20 protein-coding genes, 1 pseudogene and 1 riboswitch are annotated in these 22,008 nt (G+C 33.7%); of the genes and pseudogenes, 19 read left to right on the top strand and 2 right to left on the bottom strand.

The annotated features are described in order from the left end of the window. The first annotated feature begins 96 nt into the window (after positions 1 to 96). Together ATHE_RS09485 and aroE are read left to right on the top strand one after the other, a co-directional pair. Positions 97 to 606 carry a YqeG family HAD IIIA-type phosphatase gene (locus ATHE_RS09485; RefSeq protein WP_015908272.1) on the top strand — a complete coding sequence of 170 codons (510 nt, stop codon included), beginning with the start codon at positions 97 to 99 and terminating at the stop codon, positions 604 to 606. Continuing rightward, positions 603 to 1,469: a shikimate dehydrogenase gene (gene aroE, locus ATHE_RS09480; protein ID WP_015908271.1), complete on the top strand. Its 867-nt coding sequence runs from the start codon at positions 603 to 605 to the stop codon at positions 1,467 to 1,469. Before ATHE_RS09485 ends, aroE begins: the two co-directional genes overlap by 4 nt. Before the next feature lie 301 nt (positions 1,470 to 1,770). Here aroE and ATHE_RS09475 read toward each other — a convergent pair whose 3' ends face one another. Both ATHE_RS09475 and ATHE_RS09470 read right to left on the bottom strand, forming a co-directional pair. After that, the gene (locus ATHE_RS09475; protein WP_015908270.1) at positions 1,771 to 2,058 is read right to left on the bottom strand and encodes a GtrA family protein; all 288 of its coding nucleotides are present in this window, start codon (positions 2,056 to 2,058) and stop codon (positions 1,771 to 1,773) included. Then, a pseudogene (locus ATHE_RS09470) lies at positions 2,012 to 2,913 on the bottom strand (IS481 family transposase). Before ATHE_RS09470 ends, ATHE_RS09475 begins: the two are co-directional and overlap by 47 nt. A gap of 299 nt (positions 2,914 to 3,212) precedes the next feature. On the opposite strand from ATHE_RS09470, the gene ATHE_RS09465 reads away from it, so the two are divergent. The 17 genes from ATHE_RS09465 to ATHE_RS09385 all read left to right on the top strand — a co-directional run bounded on the left by ATHE_RS09465 (position 3,213) and on the right by ATHE_RS09385 (position 21,412). Then, positions 3,213 to 3,416, top strand: a complete 204-nt coding sequence (locus tag ATHE_RS09465; protein ID WP_013429850.1) for a DUF2273 domain-containing protein — start codon at positions 3,213 to 3,215, stop codon at positions 3,414 to 3,416. A 39-nt stretch (positions 3,417 to 3,455) separates the two neighbouring features. Continuing rightward, the gene (locus tag ATHE_RS09460; RefSeq protein WP_015908268.1) at positions 3,456 to 6,656 is read left to right on the top strand and encodes a response regulator; all 3,201 of its coding nucleotides are present in this window, start codon (positions 3,456 to 3,458) and stop codon (positions 6,654 to 6,656) included. Between the two features lie 20 nt (positions 6,657 to 6,676). Next, the gene (locus ATHE_RS09455; RefSeq protein WP_015908267.1) at positions 6,677 to 8,389 is read left to right on the top strand and encodes a GspE/PulE family protein; all 1,713 of its coding nucleotides are present in this window, start codon (positions 6,677 to 6,679) and stop codon (positions 8,387 to 8,389) included. 53 nt (positions 8,390 to 8,442) lie between these two features. Then, entirely contained in the window at positions 8,443 to 9,498 is a 1,056-nt protein-coding gene (locus ATHE_RS09450; RefSeq protein ID WP_015908266.1) for a type IV pilus twitching motility protein PilT, read from the top strand. Positions 9,499 to 9,568: 70 nt separating this feature from the next. Continuing rightward, positions 9,569 to 10,780, top strand: a complete 1,212-nt coding sequence (locus ATHE_RS09445; RefSeq protein ID WP_015908265.1) for a type II secretion system F family protein — start codon at positions 9,569 to 9,571, stop codon at positions 10,778 to 10,780. Between the two features lie 40 nt (positions 10,781 to 10,820). Then, positions 10,821 to 11,237, top strand: coding sequence for a type II secretion system protein (locus ATHE_RS09440; protein ID WP_041727170.1), 417 nt, complete (start codon positions 10,821 to 10,823; stop codon positions 11,235 to 11,237). Positions 11,238 to 11,270: 33 nt separating this feature from the next. Further along, on the top strand, positions 11,271 to 11,708 hold the full coding sequence (locus ATHE_RS09435; protein ID WP_015908263.1) for a prepilin-type N-terminal cleavage/methylation domain-containing protein: 438 nt from the start codon (positions 11,271 to 11,273) through the stop codon (positions 11,706 to 11,708). Positions 11,709 to 11,760: 52 nt separating this feature from the next. Beyond that, entirely contained in the window at positions 11,761 to 12,537 is a 777-nt protein-coding gene (locus ATHE_RS09430; RefSeq protein ID WP_015908262.1) for a prepilin peptidase, read from the top strand. Between the two features lie 7 nt (positions 12,538 to 12,544). After that, on the top strand, positions 12,545 to 12,835 hold the full coding sequence (locus tag ATHE_RS09425; protein ID WP_013429858.1) for a late competence development ComFB family protein: 291 nt from the start codon (positions 12,545 to 12,547) through the stop codon (positions 12,833 to 12,835). Beyond that, on the top strand, positions 12,825 to 13,379 hold the full coding sequence (locus ATHE_RS09420; RefSeq protein WP_015908260.1) for a prepilin-type N-terminal cleavage/methylation domain-containing protein: 555 nt from the start codon (positions 12,825 to 12,827) through the stop codon (positions 13,377 to 13,379). The genes ATHE_RS09425 and ATHE_RS09420 overlap by 11 nt, the downstream gene beginning before the upstream one ends. Beyond that, complete coding sequence (locus ATHE_RS09415; RefSeq protein WP_015908259.1) at positions 13,376 to 13,948, top strand: prepilin-type N-terminal cleavage/methylation domain-containing protein; 573 nt, start codon at positions 13,376 to 13,378, stop codon at positions 13,946 to 13,948. Before ATHE_RS09420 ends, ATHE_RS09415 begins: the two co-directional genes overlap by 4 nt. A 51-nt stretch (positions 13,949 to 13,999) precedes the next feature. Beyond that, positions 14,000 to 14,962: a type IV pilus biogenesis protein PilM gene (pilM, locus tag ATHE_RS09410; RefSeq protein WP_015908258.1), complete on the top strand. Its 963-nt coding sequence runs from the start codon at positions 14,000 to 14,002 to the stop codon at positions 14,960 to 14,962. 45 nt (positions 14,963 to 15,007) lie between these two features. After that, a complete protein-coding gene (locus ATHE_RS09405; protein ID WP_015908257.1) occupies positions 15,008 to 15,541 on the top strand; it encodes a PilN domain-containing protein in 534 nt (177 codons plus the stop codon). 51 nt (positions 15,542 to 15,592) lie between these two features. Next, positions 15,593 to 16,237: a hypothetical protein gene (locus ATHE_RS09400; RefSeq protein ID WP_015908256.1), complete on the top strand. Its 645-nt coding sequence runs from the start codon at positions 15,593 to 15,595 to the stop codon at positions 16,235 to 16,237. An 11-nt stretch (positions 16,238 to 16,248) separates the two neighbouring features. Then, complete coding sequence (locus ATHE_RS09395; RefSeq protein WP_015908255.1) at positions 16,249 to 17,097, top strand: type II secretion system protein; 849 nt, start codon at positions 16,249 to 16,251, stop codon at positions 17,095 to 17,097. Positions 17,098 to 17,103: 6 nt separating this feature from the next. Continuing rightward, positions 17,104 to 19,032 (top strand): tapirin, encoded by a 1,929-nt coding sequence (locus tag ATHE_RS09390; RefSeq protein ID WP_015908254.1) that lies wholly within the window; start codon positions 17,104 to 17,106, stop codon positions 19,030 to 19,032. Positions 19,033 to 19,223: 191 nt separating this feature from the next. Beyond that, a riboswitch (cyclic di-GMP riboswitch) is annotated at positions 19,224 to 19,313 on the top strand. 149 nt (positions 19,314 to 19,462) lie between these two features. Further along, on the top strand, positions 19,463 to 21,412 hold the full coding sequence (locus tag ATHE_RS09385) for a tapirin (protein ID WP_015908253.1): 1,950 nt from the start codon (positions 19,463 to 19,465) through the stop codon (positions 21,410 to 21,412). Positions 21,413 to 22,008 lie beyond the last annotated feature (596 nt).

Genomic DNA, 22,008 nt, shown 5'->3' with positions numbered 1-22,008 from the left:
TTGTATTTTCACAAATCAAAAAACAAAAAAGTTGTGTAAATTCATTTTTTCTTTGACAATTTTTTGATGGTAAAAGGGAGAGAAAGGGCAGAGAAGATGCTAAAAAAGTTCAAGCCTGATATGATATGCAAAAGTATATTGGATATTGACCTTGAAACTCTTATAAAAAAAGGAATAAACTATCTCATTATCGACATAGACAACACCATAGTTGCGTGGGGTGAATTTGAGGTAAGAGACGAGATTATTGAGTGGCTTGAAAAGGCTCAAAAGATGGGATTTAAAATTTGCCTTGTTTCGAACAACCAGAAAGATAGAGTAAAAAAAATAGAAAGTATGCTTGGCATTCCTGCCATCTATAATGCTAAAAAGCCTTTGAAATCTGGATTTTTAAAAGCATCGCAGTTGCTTCATCAGGGCAAGAAAAATCATCAAACAGCTGTGATAGGTGACCAGTTTTTTACAGATGTCATAGGTGCAAAAAGGTTAAAACTCTTTGTGATTTTGGTAAGGCCAATGAAAGAAAAGGAGTTTTTTGTAACAAGGATAAACAGGATTTTTGAAAAGAAAATATTAAAGTACTACGAAAAGGATGAGAGGGAATGAAAAAGCTTTTTTTGATTGGCAAGAGCTTAAAACACTCAATTTCACCTTTTATTCATAACAGGATTCTATCTGAGTTTGACATTGATGCAATTTATTCAAATTTAGAACTTCTTGACACTGAAATGCTAAAAGAATTTGTTGAGATGGTGAGAAAAGATGAGGATGTTGTTGGATTTAACATAACAATTCCATACAAGGAAGATATTTTAGAGTTTTGTGATGAAGTCTCAGAAGATGTCAGAATAATAAAAGCGGCAAACACTGTGAAAAAAGAAGATGGGAAGCTTTTGGCTTACAATACAGACTGGATAGGTTTTAAAAGAAGCTTGGAGGATAGGGGGGTTGATGTGAAAGACAAGAAGATATTGGTACTCGGTAGCGGTGGTGCAGCAAAAGCTTGCATCTATGGACTTTACAGGATGGGAGCAAAAGAAGTATTTGTTGCAAACAGGACATATGAAAAGGCAGAAAAGTTAAAAGAGGTTTTTCAAGACATTTTAAAAATCCTTCCAGTAGAATGGCTAAGAAGATATGAATTTAAATACGATATAATTATTAACACAACATCTGTGGGAATGTTTCCGAATATTGAAAGCAGTCCTTTTGACTTTGAAAACTATGTGGCTGGTGTACCAGTTTTTGTATATGATATGATATATAATCCTCTTAAAACTGCTTTTTTAAAAGAAGCTGAAAAAAAGGGGATAAAGATTGAAAATGGACTTAAGATGCTTGTATACCAAGCAATTGAAGCTGAAATGATTTGGTTTGATATTGTAAATCTTTCTCCAAATTTTTTACTTGAAATCCTAAATGATACCGAGAAAAATTTTGGCTTGGGAATATATAAGGTTATAGGGTAGGTTATTAAGACATATAAGAGGGATGTAAGTTGGAAGTGGGTTGCTCAATTAAGAGAGGTATGTAACAAAAAACGATAAGTCGCATATTTCTCCCAAATATGTTAATATAATTTGCAATAACCTTTATATTATTGGAAAATCATTTTTTCAACAAGCTATTACATCCCCTGAAAACACAGAATATTAACACTTTCGGGAACTATATCCTAAAACTTTTTCTTGTTAGAGCAAAAATCTATAGTAATAAGATAACAAAAAGAGAAATACCAGTAATAAAACAACAATGTACTCAAAAATATTTTTACATGTTTTTATGAATACTTTCATTATTTGTCTCCATTTTAGTAATCACCCAGATTTTATATAAAATATGGTTTACTACTTGAGCACATAAAGTTGCAAATATTTTTGTAATTATAATTGAATTTGACAGATATAGCCTTGAAAGTTTTATAATTACAATTGAGAGTAGCAATGAGATAATATTTGTAATGGCGGACTTTGCTACTTTTAGTATTATTATACGTCCTTTTGTTCTATTTTCAAATGTCCACTTTTTGTTCATCAAAAAGGCATTTGGTGAAGACATATTTACCACCTAATTTATTACAGAATAGAGAATAAAAAGTTCCTACTTTCTTTAATAAGTCTTCAAGAAGTAAAGTAGGGAACTGAAACACATGGGAGGAGACCAGAGTTTTAGAATCTATGAATTTTTCAAATGGTGTCCTCCCATTCATACCTTTACCATTATGAGGTCTAAAAAAGTTCCACGTATCCTGCCACCTTTGAGCTCGTTGAATAAAGTCATTTTGTTTTTACATCTTTCGGCATGAATCATTAAAAAATATTTGTCATCTGCTCTATGTAAATTTTCAATTAATCCCATAAGATGTTTTACTCTTGTTGCAATATCTATCATGTTCCGCTCATAGCAAGGTAAATTGTGTTTTTTCATATGTTCATATACCTCTTCAGGAAGACTGTCTTTATCTAAAAGATGTTTTGTATCAAGTTGAAATTCAGAAAATGGAATGAGGGCTTCATAATCGTACAAACTTCTTTCACCCTTTTTTGTCTTTCTTGATTTTTTTGGTATAGCATTTCTTTTGAGAATAGACTTTATTGTATTTTCGCTTATTTTAATACCATATTTTCTGAGCAGGTAAAGAGACAAACGTCTGTATCTGAAGCCAGTTCTTTTAGATTCCTCGATAATGAGATTTTCAAGTTCAGTAGAAAGTTTTCTGGGGCAAGTTTTAGGTTTTCTTGATTTATCCTCAAGGGGACCATATATTGCTCTTCTGACAGTATGTCTTGATACACCTAATATTTTAGCAGTTCTTGATACGTTTTTGTTATTATTTTCAAACACTTTTCGGATTAATTCCCTTGCTTTTTCGGGAGATATTTTTCTCATTTCATGATATGATATAATATTCATAGTAGGCTGTCCTCCCATCCTGGTAGTTTTTTGATTTTTCTTTTGAATGGGAGATTACACTTTTTAATTATATCAAACAGGATGGAGGCAGCCTCAATTCTTTTTATGAGTTTCTCCTCACTATTTTCGCACATTCTTTCGCTGTGGTAGATATCTCTACACCTATTCGAGATCTCACAAATTTTTTTTAATTGCACAATTAATTTAACCATAGTATAATAAAAAGTAAGAAAATGTGTAAATTTATTTGCAAAAGGTTCACAAAAATATATGAAAAATATTCGAGGGGGTACAGGTGATTGAATAAATTAGAAAAATTCATAAAAGAAAATGTGGGAATGTTGGTAGGCGGAGCTTTAGCTCTTATTTTGATTCTGTTTATTTTAGAAGTTGGAATTGTCAAAGCTATACTGATAACAGTAGTTGTCATTGTTGGAATAATATTAGGTAAAAAGTTTATAACGTATGATAAAATAAGAGATCTTCTGAAAGATAAGAATTAAAATAACCGAAAGTTCAAATAGAGGGGTAGGTGTATCAGAGTGAAAATCTTAATTGTGGATGATGCTGTTTTTATACGAAAGGTTTTAAGGGGAATATTACAAGAATTAGGAGAAGAAGTAGTGGGAGAAGCTTCAAGTGGAAACGAAGCTTTAAGAATGGTTAAAGAATACAGACCTGATGTAGTGACTTTAGATATTACTTTGCCGGATATGAGTGGATTAGAACTCTTAAAAAAGATAAAAGAAATTTCATCCTCTACGCAGGTTGTAATGATTACAGCAATTAGTAATCATGAGGTTGTAAAAGAGGCGATGAAAGTTGGAGCAACAAATTATATCACAAAACCATTTTCCCGTGAAAAAGTTGAAGAGGTTCTGAAGAAAGTAGAAAAAAATATTCAAGCGTTGTCTCAAATTGAAAGAAATATGACTGACGAGAAAAGTATAAGTCAGAAAGAATTAAGTCAAGCAAGAATTGAAACACTTGGTGTAGAGAATGAAAGCAAAAATGAAGAAGTTGCTAAAATAGATAAATTTGCAAAAGTTGAAAGTAAAGATAGTAAAAGTAAAATTGATACAACTGAAAATTTAAATACTTCAGAATTGACCCAAGATCTCTCAGAAAAAAGAAATGAAACAAATAATCAGCAAGAAATCAGCGAAACAGTTTCAGATTTGATAGAGACAGAGGTAGGTGTGTCAGATGAGTTTCTTGAGGATGAAAAAGAAGGAAGTACTACAGGTGTTTTTTACGACGAAGACAAAGGTGAGGAGTTAGAAGTTGGTGTTGTAACTAATATAGAATTTGAGCAGAAGGGTGGAGAAGATATTCTTTCAATTTGTATAAATAAAGAATTAGCTTACAATGTAGGTAGAATGAAATTAGGGAATGGAATAATAGTTACTCTCGAAGAATGTTTTGTATTGTCGAGTGTCAAACATGAATATATATTTGAGAATAGTCTTATCGAGAAAGTTGAAGTAAAGGAAATAAATGAGAATGCATACGTTATGATTTTTACTAAAGCTAAAAAATTTGATATACGTGAAAGGGAAGGAAAGATATCGATAATTTTCAAAAAGAGCAAAGGAGTTATTTCTTACAATAAAAATAACAAATTCATAATGATAGATAATGTGCTACCTTCTAATATTCAAGTAGATACTGTTTCCGAGAAAGAATACATCATTAGAATATCCACTAAGGATGTTGTATATAACGAGGGAGAAACTAAAGTAGAAGATTTAATAGTAGACAGATATACAGTAGAGAAGAGTGCAAACGGATATGATGTGAAAATTGTTTTATATAAGGAAGCAAGATATGAAATTATTGAAGGAAGAACATCGGTTGGAATAAAATTTGTGGAAGTAAATATTTTGAAAGATGTGGTAGTACATCATTCTGAACAGGAAACATTAATAGAACTTGTGACAAACTCAAATAGTGTACCTGTAGTGTTAGAACATGATGCAGAGAATGGTGTTGCTTATGTATATTTGCAAGGTTATAATGTATCAAAGTCGTTACTTGAGAAAAACTTTGAATTTGAAGAGGAGTATCTTGAAAGCCTTAAAATAGTTGAAGAAAGGGAGAAGGGGCAATCGTATCTTGTTATTTATTCACCAGTAAAAAGAATTTCAGTAGTAAAAGAAAAAGGCAAGACATTTATTTCGATAAAGCCTAAAAAAGCTTTTATACTCTATAATGTGTTTCAGGAATGCATTGTATTTCAAAACATACTTCCTGAAGAAATTGAAATTAACCATAACCAGATTCAAAACACAATCGAGTTTCAAGTTAATAACAAATATGTAATTTTATTGAAAGACCCTATTTTAGACAAAGAAGAATATAATACATTTAGTTCCATAAAAGTAGAGAAAACAGGGATGAAATATATAGGAACAATTGTTCTCAAAAGCAAAAGCAAAATTGAAGTTGCGTTGTCGAATGATAAAAATTCGACAAATCTATTTGTTATTCCATATAAAAAGTTGAATAAAATCAAAGCATTTGAATATGAAGGAAGTGGTCCTAAGGCATTTTTAACTCTCAAGGGTGAAGGAGAAATAAAATATATTGCAGAAAGGGACAAAGAAAAAGGTGCTGTTACAATAAGAGTTTTAACTGCTTCATTGTGCAACATTGAACAGCCAATAGTTGAGTTCAGAGAGGGCTGTATTGAACGTATAGAGTTTTATGAGCAGGAGGAAGATGTTGTAATAAATATTTTTAGTAAAGCAGAGGATTTTGATGTAAGGTTGGAAAATTCAGATATAATTGTTGAGTTTGAGGCACAAGTTGTAACATTTACTCCAGTTATTGAAGATTATATGGTTGTATTTGAATTGCCTTTGATAAATTATGATGATATAGATATTGAAAAAAATGAAGAAAATAACATGTTGGTTGTTAAAGTGAACAGGAGAGATATTTATATAGAAAAAGGGATCAAGTATTTACAAACCGGGATTGTCAAAAGGTATCAAGTAGTTCAGGAAAATGGTTATAAACTATTAATTGATACTACTGACGAGATTAGATACTCTTTAGAAAGGAAAGAGAGTAACATATTATTTGTAATAGAAAAATGCCCTGTTCTTGAAAAGGTTGAAGTTAATGAACAAAGTGATGAACTGGTACATGTTAGTTTGTATTTTAACAGAGGAGGAATTAAACCTCAGAAGATTGAAAAAATTGACGGTAGACTTGAAATCTTGTTAGGAGAAGTATTAACTAAGGATAAAAATATTGTTTGGAATACCGAATCAAGGAGAATTATTAGAAATATCGACTATATAATTAACGAAAAAGTGCTTGTCTTATCCATAGAACATGCTTATGCATTGTGGCAAATAATCGCAGAAAACAATGTTATAAAACTTACTTTTGAGGTGAAACACTGTGAAATTTTAATAGAAGATGAATATATTAAAATACAAAATGTTGAAAGTGATAAAGTGCAAGTCTTGAAATTTGAAGACAATGGTTTACTGATTGTAATAGTACCACAGAATGCAGCTTTTCTAACTTCTAATTCCATCAAATTTAACTCAGAAAATGTTTTATATACTGCAGTTGAGCAAGACATAAATCAAACAGTTTGGAAAATTTACGTTTTATACAAATTGAACATGACATTTGAGTCAGAAATCAGCAATAATGACGTAATAATAAAAGTAAATACAAAGAGAAACGATTTTGTGGGGAGAGAGTTAGAAGCAGAAAGAAATTAAGAAAAAGAGGGGAGATTATTTTGCCAAGTGAAAGAAAGAGAATTGGAGATGTTTTAGTAGAGGCAAAGATAATTACACCTCAGCAACTGGAAGAAGCACTTAAAATTCAAAAGCAGACCAATAAAAAATTAGGCGAGATACTGGTTGAGAAAGGCTATATAACAGAAGATGAGCTAATAGAGATTTTAGAATTTCAGTTAGGGATACCTCACATAAAATTAGATGTATATCCAATTGATCCTAAGGCTGTTGAAATGATTTCTGAGTCAATTGCACGAAGGCATACCGTTTTGCCAGTAAGTTTTGACGAAGATGGTAACTTAATTGTAGCAATGGCTGATCCTCTCAACATATTTGCAATGGAGGATATTGAGATTTATTCAGGCAGAAGAGTGCGACCACGAATTGCCAAGGCATCCGATATTAAACGTGCAATTGAAAGATTCTATGGTAAGCAAGAAGCTTTAAAAGCAGCTGAAGAGTTGCAAAAAGAAAGTAGCGAAAAGGACAGCCAAGCCAAAAGAGCTACTATTACTCCTCGATTCCAACTTGGTTTGGAAGATGGAACTGAAGGACCTATTGTAAGGCTTGTCAATTCGATTTTTGAACAAGCTATTACATCGCGTGCAAGCGACATTCATATTGAACCGTTTGAGAACGAGATAAAAGTGAGATACAGAATAGATGGTGTATTGTATGATGTGTTGAAGTTAGATATTGGGATATTATCATCATTGGTGGCAAGAATTAAAATTATAGGTAATATGGACATTGCGGAAAAGAGAATACCCCAGGATGGGCGAACGACTTACATTTTTTCGGATAAAATATATGACATGAGAATCTCCTCTTTACCATGTGTTTATGGTGAAAAGATAGTTGTGCGTGTAATAGACAAAAGTGCATTTGTGCGTTCTAAAGCTGAGCTTGGCTTGACTGAAGAGGACGAAGAGAAATTTAACAAGCTGATTGCTGCGCCACATGGAATAATCTTGGTATGTGGTCCTACCGGTAGTGGTAAATCTACTACGCTTTATACTATTTTAAACGAACTTAATACAGGAACACGCAACATAATAACTGTTGAGGATCCTGTCGAAAGTACCATAGAAGGTATTAATCAAGTAGAGGTCAATACCAAAGCAGGGCTAACATTTGCAGCGGCGCTGAGATCAATCTTGCGACAGGACCCAGATATAATTATGATTGGTGAGATCCGAGACAGAGAGACAGCTGACATGGCAATCAGGGCTGCTATTACAGGACATTTAGTGTTGTCAACCATTCATACAAATGATGCAGCAAGTGCAATTACAAGGTTGGTTGACATGGGGATAGAAAACTTTTTGATAAGCTCGTCGTTGGTAGGGGTAATATCACAGAGATTGGTAAGAAAACTGTGTTCATATTGTAAAGAGCCTTATGAGCCATCAGAGGAAGAAAAAATTCTTCTTGACATAAAGCAAGATGAGAATGTAAAATTATACAGAAAGAGAGGATGTCATATATGTGATAGAAAAGGTTACTATGGTAGAACAGGTGTATATGAAATTCTGATTGTGACAAAAGAGTTGAGAAAACTTATAAACAAAAAAGATGTCAGCAGTGAGGAAATAAAGGAACTTGCTGTCAAACAGGGGATGAAGACACTGCGACAAGCTTGCAGAGAGAGAGTTTTGAATGGAATTACATCAGTTGAAGAATATCTGAAGATTACTTACGCACTTGAATAGTATTATGAGTAAGTACAAGAGGGGAGATTAGGGGAAGGAGGAAGCAAATACTCATGGATATTAATTCAATTCTCAAAGAAGCATTTCTCAAGGAGGCTTCAGATATACATATTACACCAGGTGTTCCTCCAATTTATCGAATACACGGCAGATTAGTACGGACAGATGATTCAATTCTGACCCCTGAGATGGTGGAGGAGTTCGTGCGACAGATCACCAACGAAAACCAGTTTAAAATTCTTGAGCAGAAAGGTGAGATAGACTTTTCTTACGGCATAAAAGGTGTAAGCAGATTTAGAGTAAATGTTTATAAACAAAGAGGGTCATATTCTATAGCTTTTAGAATAATTCCAGTAAATATACCACCATTTGAGACACTTGGTCTTCCACCAGTTTTGAAAGAATTTACAAAATTGAATAAAGGGCTTGTTTTAGTTACAGGTCCAACCGGTTCGGGTAAGTCAACAACACTAGCATCGCTGATTGACATAATCAACAAAGAAAGAGATGTGCATATAATCACATTAGAGGATCCAATAGAGTATTTGCATAGACACAACAAGAGTATTATCAATCAAAGAGAGATAGGTAGTGACACGCTCAGCTTTGCAGACGCGCTGAGGGCGGCTTTGAGAGAAGATCCTGACGTAATCCTTGTTGGTGAGATGAGAGATTTGGAGACAATTGCAATAGCTTTAACAGCTGCTGAAACAGGACACCTAGTGTTTTCCACACTTCACACAATTGGAGCGGCAAAGACAATAGACCGTATCATTGACGTTTTTCCACCGTATCAACAGCAGCAGATAAGAATTCAGCTATCAACTGTTTTGCAGGGAGTAGTGTCTCAGCAGCTTTTGACCCGTCGTGATGGTAAAGGCAGGGTTGTTGCAACAGAGGTAATGATAGTAAATCCGGCCATAAGAAACCTCATTAGGGAGGCTAAAACGTATCAGATTCAATCAATTATTCAGACGCATCAGCGACAGGGCATGATAACAATGGAGCAGTCACTCATAGACTTGTACAAACGAGGGTTTATTACCCGTGAAGATGCGTTCAACTATGCTACTGACTTTGATTTTATGCAAAGACTGCTCAGTGCATAAGTTTTCCAAATGCTTTTAGGTTTGCGTAGTGTGACTAATAAATTTGGTGTGTTAAGGAGAGTAGTGGGGAATGCCAGAGTTTGTTTACAAAGCGGTAGATAGCAATGGTAAAAATGTTGAGGGGACAATATTGGCAGACACAATTGAGCTTGCAGCAGAAAGTCTTAAGAGACGTCAGCTGTATATAATAGACTTGAGAGAAAAAGGAGTATGGCAGAAAGATATATCAGTTCAGTTGCGAAAAAAGATACCTATAAAAGACTTAGCAGTGTTTTGTCGCCAGTTTGCAACAATGCTTATGGCGGGTATACCAATGGTAAGTGCATTAGATGTCATTGCTGAGCAGTTTAAAGACAGATATTTTGGAAAGGTATTAGAGGATATACATAAGAAAGTGCAAAGTGGGTCAATGTTGTCGAGAGCGTTGGCAGAAAAAGCTGAATGTTTTCCATCAATTTTGGTAAACATGATTGAAGCTGGTGAGATGTCAGGTTCTGTTGATCAGGCACTTGACAGGATGGCTACCCACTTTGAAAAAGAGTTAAAATTACGTCAGAAAATTATAAATGCCTTGATATACCCGGCAATTGTTATTCTTGTAGCAATAGGTGTATTGATAATAATGCTTACATTTGTTGTACCCACTTTTGTAGGGATTTTTAGCGAACTTAATGTTGAACTGCCTGCAACCACAAGGTTCATAATCTCCAGCTCCAATTTTATGAGAAACAATTTTATTTTAATAATAATAGTATGCATTTTGTTAGTGGTAGCTTACAATGTAATTAGAAAAACCGACAAAGGTGGATTTTATATTGATAAGTTCAAACTTCAAATTCCAGTCATAGGTAAGATTATCCTTGGGCAAATTGTAACAAGGTTTACAAGAACGCTTGGCACGATGACAGCAGCTGGTGTTAGTATAGTGATAGCTCTTGAGACAACAAAAAATGTCATGACAAATGTATTTGTTGAGAAGAAGTTTGAAGAAGTTATCGAAAGGGTACAGAGGGGAGAGGGTTTGAGTTATCCTATTGCTGAGGTGGGGATTTTCCCAAGGCTTGTTGAAATTATGATAAGAACCGGGGAAGAAAGTGGTAATTTGGAATACATGCTTAACAAAGCAGCAGATTACTATGAGAATGAAGTTGAAAATCAGGTAACAAGGCTAACATCAATATTTGAGCCAATAATGATTGTGTTGCTTGCTATCATGGTTGGTTTCTTGCTGGCTTCAATAATCTTGCCGATATTCAAATTGTATGGAAGCGTTGGTGCGTAAAAAAAACTTAAAGATGTATAAAAAGGCAGGGGAAATTAAATTGAAAAGAAAAGGATTTACCTTAATTGAGGTGGTGGTAGTGGTTGCTATCCTGGGTGTGATTATTGCTATAGCCGTTCCCCAGGTTTTAAAGAATATAAATAAGGCAAGAAAGTCAGCCGATATACAAAATGCAAGGCATATTGCATATGCGTTTTACCTTTTCGAGGAAGATAGCGGGAAAAGTTTAAATGTGCTGATACCTGATAACAATTTTCACAAAATTGACTCAGATGTTGTAAGTTTAAGTCCTCCATATAGTATAAAGCTCAGCGATTATATTTCAGGAGGCGTGCCAAAACCAGTTTACCGGCGTTCCTACTATTTCTACTATAAACTTGATAGTGTGCTAAGAGTTTATAGTGGTGATGGAACAAACTTTTATGAGCTTTTTCCAAATGTTGATCCTGGTTACTAAAAATTTAAAAAACAAGAGGAGGCGATTTGAAAGATGATGGCTTGGCTTGTAAAGCAGGTTAACAGCAAGCACAAAGGTTTTACATTAATTGAGATGGTTATAGTTGTTGCGATAATTGCAATCTTGATTGCAATTGCGGTACCTCAAGTATTAAAACAGATAAACAAGTCAAAAATTGAGGCTGATAAGGCAAATGCAAAGAATATTGCAACAGCTATTCAGCAGTGGGTTTCAGAGGGAAATGTGTTGAATGATACAACTGACTGGGTGAAAATAGAAAATAAAGTCCCTGTTAGCACTGGTAACGGTATAGTAGATTACTTGGGCAGTGGACTTCCAAAGACAAAATTAAAAAATGGAGATTTTTATTATAAATATGATGGGACTAATCAAGTATTGAGAATAGGTGCTGAAAATTCTTCTGGTACTATTGTGGAGCTCTATCCGTCTCCAGATCCAAACTACAAGTAATATATGTTAATTGTTTGTAATCTTTATTTCATTTTGAAGGAGTATACTAAAGATGTTAGAGGCAATAGTGGGAACGTTGGGATTGGTTATTGGTAGCTTCCTGAATGTATGCATATACAGAATACCTCGAGGGGAATCAATTATATTCCCCTCGAGTCATTGTCCAAATTGTGGAAAAAGGATAAGATGGTTTGATTTAATCCCTGTCTTAAGCTTTATTATCCTGAAAGGGAAGTGCAGGTATTGCAAAAGTCCAATTTCACCTTTATACCCGGCTGTTGAAACTGTGTGTTGTTTGCTTGCAATAGCAAGCGCAAGAGTGTATGGTTTGAGTGTATCAGCTTTTTTATTATTTTTGATAGGCTGTATCCTGATATACATTTCAGTTGTAGATTTCAAAACTTACGAGATGTGCGTAACAAGTATTCTTTTGCTTGCCATTTTAAAGTTTGGGTTTGAGGTGAGTTTAAAAGGGGTTTCAAAAACCTCAATGACGTTTGTGGTGCTTGGACCAATTTTAAATGCGCTTTTGGTAGGGCTTATATACTTATTTACCCGTGGTTATGCAATGGGGTTAGGGGATGTTTTGCTTTTGATGGCAGGAGGTGTAGGATTTACAATAAGACAGGCAATTGTGTGCAATTTCGTTGCATTTTTTATAGCATTTTTATATGTTTTAGGTTTGAAGTTTATTCAAAGCATTTTAAAGGGAAACAAGAAAAAGAGGGAGATTCCGTTTGGTCCGTTTATATCAACTGGCATATTTGTGTCAACAGTGGCAGGTGAAAGGATTGCTGATCTTTACTATCAGCTAATAATAGTGAGGTAGAGTTATGATGTATGTTATAAAAAATCTGATGGAGGAACTTGTTCAAAAATACTACGAGAAGATAAATGATGAATTGGGTGTTTGCAAATGCGAAAAATGCAAAGCCGATGTAATGGCATTGGCTTTGAATAGGCTTCCACCTCGGTATTGTGTGACTGAAGATGGTAAGATGTTTGTGAAATTAAAAGAATTAGAAATTCAATTTGAAGTAGATATAATTGCTGCGCTGGCAGCAGCGGCTTATGTTGTAAAAAATAATGTGAGACATGAAGAAAGGGATTGTAGTGATGAAATGTAGGGGATTTTCTCTTAGTGAAATGATAATTGTAATAGTTATAATTGCTATATTAATAGCTATTGGAATACCTGCATATCTATCATCTGTTCGTCGTGCAGAAGTTCGAAATATTGCAAATGGGTTGTCAGATATGATTTCTATACTGTATGAGTACGAAGATAAAGAAGCAGTTTATTACAAATATTTTGTTAAAATTAATAATTATGTTATACCAGATCCAACAACAGGTGAAAGGTGTTTACAGATTCAACTGATAAAATATGTGGGGGGAACAGAAACAGTTTTAAAGGAATTAAAAAGCAAAGCTGTTGAGTTAAATTCTGATATAATTGTTACAGGCGCAGGAGCAGTTGCTACATATTTGTATTATGACAAAAATGGAACATTATGGCGATTCTCAGGTTCACCAGGTTTACGAGCAAACGAAAGTCATTATCAAAATGCAAATAAAGAATTAGTGGTACAAATAAGAGGGGCAACAAGTGGTTATCAGAAAAGAGTTATTATTAAAGCGTTGCCTCCGGGGAGTGTTGAAGTTAAATGAGATTTAATTTAGAAATAAAAAGCATTACAAAATTAAAGGGTTTAACCCTAGTTGAGTTAATAATAGCTGTTGTAATTGTAGCAATCATACTCGGTGCAATTTATTCCTTTTTTATTCAGAACTTTAAAGTTGCACAGGAGAACATTAATATAGCAAGGATTGAAGGTGAAGCGAAAAGATTGAATGATCAGGTAAAACAATGGCTGTCAATGTCTGACCAGTCTACTATTAAGTATATGGTTGTTGGTACAACTAAACAAGTAATAATGGATGTTTATCAAAATGATTTGCCAGCACTAACTGCACGACCTGATTTTAGAATTAAGCTTATATATGATTCAAATTCAAGGAGCATTAGCATTGAAAAGATTTATTTGACATCCTCAAGTGGTTCTTCGGTTCCGTCACCTGCAGCGTTTATCTTCTTAAATGGTCTTGTAGAAAGATTTGATTGTGTCTATGTTTCAGATTTGAAGATAGTAATAGAATATGAGGTTGTAATAAATAAACGTGGAGCTAACCGAATAACCAGAGTGTACAAAGTTGAACATGTTTTTAGGAATTTTTAGTCAGAAAAATGCTTATAATGTATTTTATATGAATCGTAGAGGTGATTTATAGTGAGCGAAAAAGTTGTTGTTGAGATTGGAAAAAACTACATTAGAGTGGTTGAGGGGAAATATCACAATGAGGTAATTGAAATTGATAGATTTTTTGAAAAAAATCTTGACGATAATATAATTAGAGAAGATATTAAAGTTGATGATGTACTTTTGCAGATAGAGCTTAGAAGCTTTTTCAATCAAAATAAGGTTGGTAAGAAAAATGTGAATGTAATATTTTCAGGGATTTCTAACATTTTGATAAGAGAACTGGAGATGCCTTATGTTACCGATGACAAAGTCTACAATATGATATGCCATGAGGCAAGACAATATTTCCCAATTAACATAGATAATTATGTACTTGATTATAAGCAATTAAGAATATTTGATGAAGGAAAAATTAAAAAGCAAAAGGTACTAATTGTTGGTGTACATAGATTCTTAATCGAAGGAGTAATAAATGCTTTTAGAAATTCAGGAATAAAAATATCTAAGATTGATATTGAACCAAATTCTATTGTCAAATTATTCAAAATTGAAAGAAAGCTGAATAAACAAACAGATGATAATTCATATTTAATAGCAAATATCACCCGAAACGGGGTTTCTACATCAGTTGTTGCAAATAACGAGCTCTGTGCCACAAAACTTTTTCCGCTTGTTCAGCTCGAAGAGATGTTTAAGGAAAATTCAGAACAATCTTATGATTATGAATTTAGCTATATTGAGGATCTTATTTCTGAAAGTATAATCAAGTTTTATGACTTTGTACGAACGAGAGAAGAACCGATAACGAATATTAAAAAAGTATATCTAACAGGAGAGGTATGTCAACATATTGATATCAGTGATATTTTAAAAAAGAGAATTAATATGGATGTAGAACTTGTAAGCGGGTTTAAGTCTATCAAGAAAATTGGAACACAAGAAAAAAGTGTAATGTTTAGTTATGTAACAGTTTTCAGTGGGTTAATCTAAAAGACACAAGGTATGGATATTATATGGTAAAGGAGGCAAGAAGTAGTGCCAGTTTTAAAAGATATAAATTTATTAGAGGCATATAGTAAGCAATATAAAGTAGACAATGAAAAAGTAAGCGGTGTATTGATAATTACTTTATTATCGGTAATTGGGATATGTGTTTTAATATCAGTATTTATCTTTATTCAGATAATTTCATATTCTATGAAGATCAGCAGCACTATAACCGAGATTAACTCTAAAAAAATAATTGTAAACAAGATACAAAAAGATTTAAGGATAAAAGAGGCATATGATATGAAAATTGGGTTTATTAATCAAAAGAAGAATGAAAACCTCAAATTAAAGGAATTACTTACAACTCTTGAAAAGTTAACCCCAATAGATCTGACATTTGAGATGCTGCAGATAGAAAATAACAAACTTAATTGCAGAGTAGCAAGCAAGAATGTTGAGAGTGTGGTTCAGTTTGTTTACAGCCTATCTAATGATCCACACTTTGCAAATGTAGTATTTAATGGTGCAAATGATGTAGAAGGTATCAAAAAAGCTGATGTGAGTGCTGATATAAGATAAGAAGTTTTAAGAATTTTAAGATCAATTTAATGAAGGTGGTGAAAGGTAGCAATGAGTTATAAATTGAGCCGTAGAGAAAAAAATTTACTGATTATTGGGTTAATAGTGATAATTGGATTTGTTTTTTATTCATTTGTATATAGTAACTTGTCTCAAAGATTAGAGAATTTAAAAACACAGTATGAAACCCTTACTGCAGAGCTTTCAAGGTTGAATATGATAATAAACAATTATAACGCACACAAGGGAGAAATAGAAAATGCAAAAAAGGAGTATGCTAAATTAAAAGATATTATTCCGCCAAATCAGAATGCTTTGTTTTGTGTTGTAGATTTAAAAAGACTATTAGAAACAGTGAAGATTAGTACTTCTTCATATATGTTTGAGCCTTCACAGAAAATTGAGCTTGGAAATACAAAAAATATGGGTGACCAGTTTTATCCATATTATTTGTCATCACGGCAAACATGGAATTGTGAATATGAAAATATACACACAATTCTTGATAAACAACCGAATTTTGCGCCTTTATTTACCATTGATTCTCTGAACATGACAAAGGCAGAAAACAAGTTAATGGTAAATGCAGTGATAAAATTTTATGGATTTAACGACCCGCAAAGCCCAGCGCGTGAGTTTGTTTTGAATAAGACAATTAAGAAAAGTCCAAGTGGAAAAAATAATTTATTTAAATAAGGTGAGTTAACATGAAGCTAAAGGGTTTTTCGTTAATAGAGGCTATAGTTGCTGTTGCTATATTTGCTATAATATTGGTTCCAATTGGAATTGCATTTAACCAGTCGATAAGGGTAACCTCAAAGTCAAAAGAGAATATGGATATTGCTCAGGTTTTGAACAAAGCAATGGAAAAAATGTATGCTGAAATGGCAAATGATGTTAGTCATTTTACAGATACAGTATATTTTTTGCCAGATTATAGTGGCAATGAACTGCAATATGGCAATGATAGATATAGAGTAAAGTATACAGTTAAAAGGTTAGAAAGTGATTTCGACTTAATTCTTACAGCTGACTCTTCAAATACAGTATCAGTATATCAAAAAGTTTATGATGCAACATATGGTGGAGTAAGATATGACTATAGGTTTTCTCTTCCATCAGGTTTAAGCGGGATAGTGAATATAGAAGTTTATAAAGAAACAAGCGGAGTGAACCGGGCAGAGTACAAATTCAATAATATACCATTAATAATTGAAAGACCCAATTTTAAGATATATTTTATTGACAACTCATCTGCGGTTAATTGTAATATTAATGGCGTATTTGAGATGAGTGGAGGTGTTCTTACATCAAATTATACCGCTCAAAGTTTAGAGGTATGGTCTAAGAGCTTTTCAGTAAGTTCTGCGGCATCTCCTCTACCAAGTCCGACAGCAAGTTCTGCTATTAATTTTACAACGCAGAGGACCACTGTAAGATTTATTTCGTACAATGATTCAAAGTTTTACCATCAGCTTTTTGAAGTAACAATGGAGATTTGGGACGAAAAAAGGAATAGAAAAGTGAGAGATTATAAATTTATGGTGAGGGGGTAAAAGGAGATGCCACAAAAATTTATCGGGTTAAAGGAAAGATTATTTGTTAAAAAGGTTAACGGGTCTGTTTTGATTGTTGTAATAATAATAATTGCCATTTTGAGCACGGTATTACTGGGGACGATGTCGGCTGTGTTAGCATCGCTGAACCAGAGCACATCTATATATCAGAAATCTGCAACAGGTTATGGAGCTGAAAGTGCGGCAGAGGAGTTTTTATATTATTTTAATCAATTATTGGAGGCTGCAAAGGATATAGCATATGATTATTATTACAAAGCGGATGGGACACTGGAAAATACAAGTCCTGGTAGAGTAAGATTGTTATTGGGGGACGAGAGTTACGAACCGGGGAAGATATTAGATGATTTGCGACACGGGAGGATAACTCAAGATGTAGCAAAGGACAAGGTGTATAAAGGTATGGAAGCGATAATAAAGGATGAGGTAAGTCGGTTTATGAATGATGTGGGCAGTGATGCTTCTGTAAAGGTAGAATCTTTACCGTTGATGGAGTTTAAGAAGATATCTGACTTGGTGCAGTTATGGATAAAACCCCATTATGAGGGTTTGACTGGATATAAATTTGATGGTATTACAGTTAATGCATGGTCAGGTGCGACAGGAAGTTCTCTACCTGACGGTTATACCATTTACATTGATGTTTCTAAAACAAGAGCTGTAACTTCGTCAGATAAAGAAGTAAAAAGAACATTGCGATTAGACTTTAAAATACTTGGTAACAGTGGAAGTTCACAAAACATAATCTTGAATCCTTCACCAACTACAGTTCCTTCATCACCGCTTGATTACGCAATATTTTCAAAGGGTGCTCTTAATACTAACAAAAACCTTACTGTCGAAAATGGAAGTGTGTATTCAGGTGGTGACCTAACGATAGACGGTGGTGCGGCGTTTAATATTGATAATTTGATATCAAAAGGTGAGATGGTGATAAACCAAGATAGTGACTCGCGATGTAGAGACAATAATATAAATGTGAGAAACATAATTTATGTAGAAAAAAACTTAAAAACAAACAGAACATATCCGCGTTTGACAAATATTCGAGCAAGAATAATTTATGTTGTTCAGGATATACAATTATATGGTGCAGGAAATTATGAATTTAATCAATTGTTTACAGATAATAATGTCGTTTTAGCTGGGTCTGGAGTGAATATGGTAATTTCTGGATTAGCAAGTATAACAGGAAGACTTGAGATTACTGATGGGGCAACAGTTACCTTGCAAAATAACAGTGTACTTTACTGTAATTCATTGGTAGTACGCAATGGTTCCCGCTTGATTCTTGAAAATGGAGCAAAATTATATATAGCAACAACTCCCGATGCCTCCACGATAATATCAATACAAAATAATGGTGGGACAATTTTGTATTCTTCTTCTTTTTCATATCCACCTACGCCAGCTGAGATAGATGAGATAAGAAATCGGGATTATACAAGTGGTTTGCTAACAACACCATTGCCAGCTGATAGTGTAGGTAGTAACCAACTTGGCAGTACTGCAGATACATCTCAGACGCCTCCGCAGATAGTAATATATGGTGAATCCTATATTAATGATAATGAAGCAAGAATAGAGATATCAGCCAGATTGGGATTACCAATTGTTGATTTCTCAACACTCCAGTTGCATTTAATTTCAAGAGGAAACATTACATTTGTGGGTGGTGGCTTAACCATTATGAATGGTTCAATTATTTCTCTTGGTAGTACTTTTAACATTAACACTATGGGAAATCCATATGCAGGACTCACGTTGAAGTATCAAATGCCAAGTCCACCCATTCAGCAAGACATTGAGAGTAATACAGGTATTCAACCATCTCAAGCAATATTCACACAAAATGATGCTATTGAAAGGAAAACTTTATATGACATTTTAAGACGAAACATGGTTACAAGGTAGTAGGTATGAAAATAATAAATTTGTTTATATCAATAAAAATACTTAAAAAGATGGATGTGGAAGCAATTAACAGCTTTAATATAAATTAGTTATCACCATAATACGAAAGTTTAATAATATGTCTGAAAAACATCAAGTTTTGTGAGTTAATAAAGTCTAAGAAAGTGAAATTAATAAAAAAGCTGTGGCATATATCGAAAGGGCAAACCTGTCGAAAGGCAGGGGCGCAAAGCCATGGGCCTGTCGGAAGTAAAACTTCCTATGGTTGCCAGGCTGCCGAAGATATGCCGAGTGATTATTTGTGAATATAATCCTTGGCTAATGGCATCTGGCAACCGTCAGATGCCTTTTTTATATCCATTGTTATTTGGGGTTTTAAAGGGTTAATGAGTTATTAATGAAAAATAAAAGCACAAAGGGAGTGAATAGTATGATTAAAATAAATAGAATTATTTTTAATCCAAAAATACTAAAAACTAATATAAGAGGAAGCACCTTAATTGTTGTAATAATAATAATTGCCATTTTGAGCACGGTATTACTGGGGACGATGTCGGCTGTGTTAGCATCGCTGAACCAGAGCACATCTATATATCAGAAATCTGCAACAGGTTATGGAGCTGAAAGTGCGGCAGAGGAGTTTTTATATTATTTTAATCAATTATTGGAGGCTGCAAAGGATATAGCATATGATTATTATTACAAAGCGGATGGGACACTGGAAAATACAAGTCCTGGTAGAGTAAGATTGTTATTGGGGGACGAGAGTTACGAACCGGGGAAGATATTAGATGATTTGCGACACGGGAGGATAACTCAAGATGTAGCAAAGGACAAGGTGTATAAAGGTATGGAAGCGATAATAAAGGATGAGGTAAGTCGGTTTATGAATGATGTGGGCAGTGATGCTTCTGTAAAGGTAGAATCTTTACCGTTGATGGAGTTTAAGAAGATATCTGACTTGGTGCAGTTATGGATAAAACCCCATTATGAGGGTTTGACTGGATATAAATTTGATGGTATTACAGTTAATGCATGGTCAGGTGCGACAGGAAGTTCTCTACCTGACGGTTATACCATTTACATTGATGTTTCTAAAACAAGAGCTGTAACTTCGTCAGATAAAGAAGTAAAAAGAACATTGCGATTAGACTTTAAAATACTTTCAAGTAGCCCTAATAGTCTGGAAAGTGTTATATCGATCGGAACTACAACTCTTGCGTCTTCAATATTTAACTTATTCGACTATGCACTATATACTAATGGGAACTTTGTGGCAAATGTCAACTTTACCATAATAGGTGGGAATGTGCATACAGGTGGTGATTTACAATCACATGGTGGTCTGCAAACTGACATTAATAATATAGTGGTAATGGGTGAGTTATCACTGGGTGTGAACGGTAATCCACAAGTTCGCGAAGACAATGTAAAAGTTAACAATGTAACTTATATTAGATCAAATTTGAGAAGAACAGGTGTTGGAGATAGAAATATTAGCTTGCAGATGGGTATAACGTACGTGGGGGGAAATGCGGAATTATATGGTAGAGGTAGATATGAGTTCGATGAGTTATACTGCGATGGGGATGTCATAGTTAAAGGTAGTATAGCAAATGCGGTAGATGTTGTAATAAAGAAAATAGGAGTAATCAGGGGTGCGTTAAGAATACAGGATCAGGGGACAGTTACAATAAAATCTGGTGCGGTAGTATATTGCGATTCGATTCAGTTTTTGAACAATCCAACTACGTTGGTAATAGAAAATGGCGCAACCATTGTGACGAGGATGCCGCCTGACTACAGTCGGATTGTTAATTCAGGTGGAATTATAAATGTAGCACCTTCTATTCCATATCCACCTTTACCTCAAATAATAAGTGATATAAGAAATTTTAATTTTCCTAATAGTACAAGTATACCATCGATAACACCCCATGACTCAGTTCCACCAGCATCAATTGACAGTGCTGCAGATATTTCAAAGTCACCTCCGCAGGTTGTAGTTATTGGAGAAAATTGTGATGCTGGTGAAATTGAAGTTGAGGTTCGAAACAGGTTAGCAAGCATGGGCGTTTCACCAGTTCCAAGTCCACTCCAATTGCATGTTTTTGCAAGAAACAACATTACTATTTCAGTGGGAACGAGAATATTAAATGGTCAATTGATTGCGTTAGGCAATACTCTTAATATAAATAGTTCGGGCGGGAGTCCATTTGATGGTGTTATATTAATATATGGCTCACCGAGTTCACTCATTCAGAATCAGGTAACAAATAGTACTGGATATGTTCCGCCTGTAACAATTTCCAGCCGAAGGGATACAATTCAAAGCGGTACTTTGTATAGGGTAGTAAGAAGAAGTATTGTTGTTAAATAATACAAAAGAATTAATAAAAAATATATCTTTTTTTTAGGATTATCTAAAATCAAAAATTTACTGTATCCAATACAGGTTGTTTTAGTTTATTTACCTGATATTCCCGTCTTTGTTAAGATACATTTCGAGCGTATTTAAATTAGTTATTAACTAAGGATTTTCCACTTGTATTACTTCATATAAAATTACACTTGCCCCCTACCTGATTAATACAACTTTTTATAATACCACTTTTTATTTCATTTTAGTGTTTAAATTTTATATCTTTGTGGTATAATTATTATAAGTTATGAACACAGTATTTTTTTGCATACTTAATTTTGTTTGTAACAACTAAGTATGTCCTTTATCTTGAGTCTCATGATACTATAGCAAAATTTTAATAGAATTTAGTAAAGTACATATAGTTAGTCATATAACACAATGTGAAAAAAAAGTTTTGAAAATTTTGTTTAAATAATCTAAACTAAAAAGTAATGAAATATTGAGCTATTCAGACAAGGATTTGACTATTGGGTTGTTAGTTGGAAATTTTTTTGGAATAATTATTGATTCTATAGTTTGCTTGTAAGAAGATAGTAATACAAGAAAGTTGA

The organism is Caldicellulosiruptor bescii DSM 6725, assembly GCF_000022325.1.
Classification (GTDB): domain Bacteria; phylum Bacillota; class Thermoanaerobacteria; order Caldicellulosiruptorales; family Caldicellulosiruptoraceae; genus Caldicellulosiruptor; species Caldicellulosiruptor bescii.
This window is presented reverse-complemented; position numbering and strand designations above follow the sequence as displayed.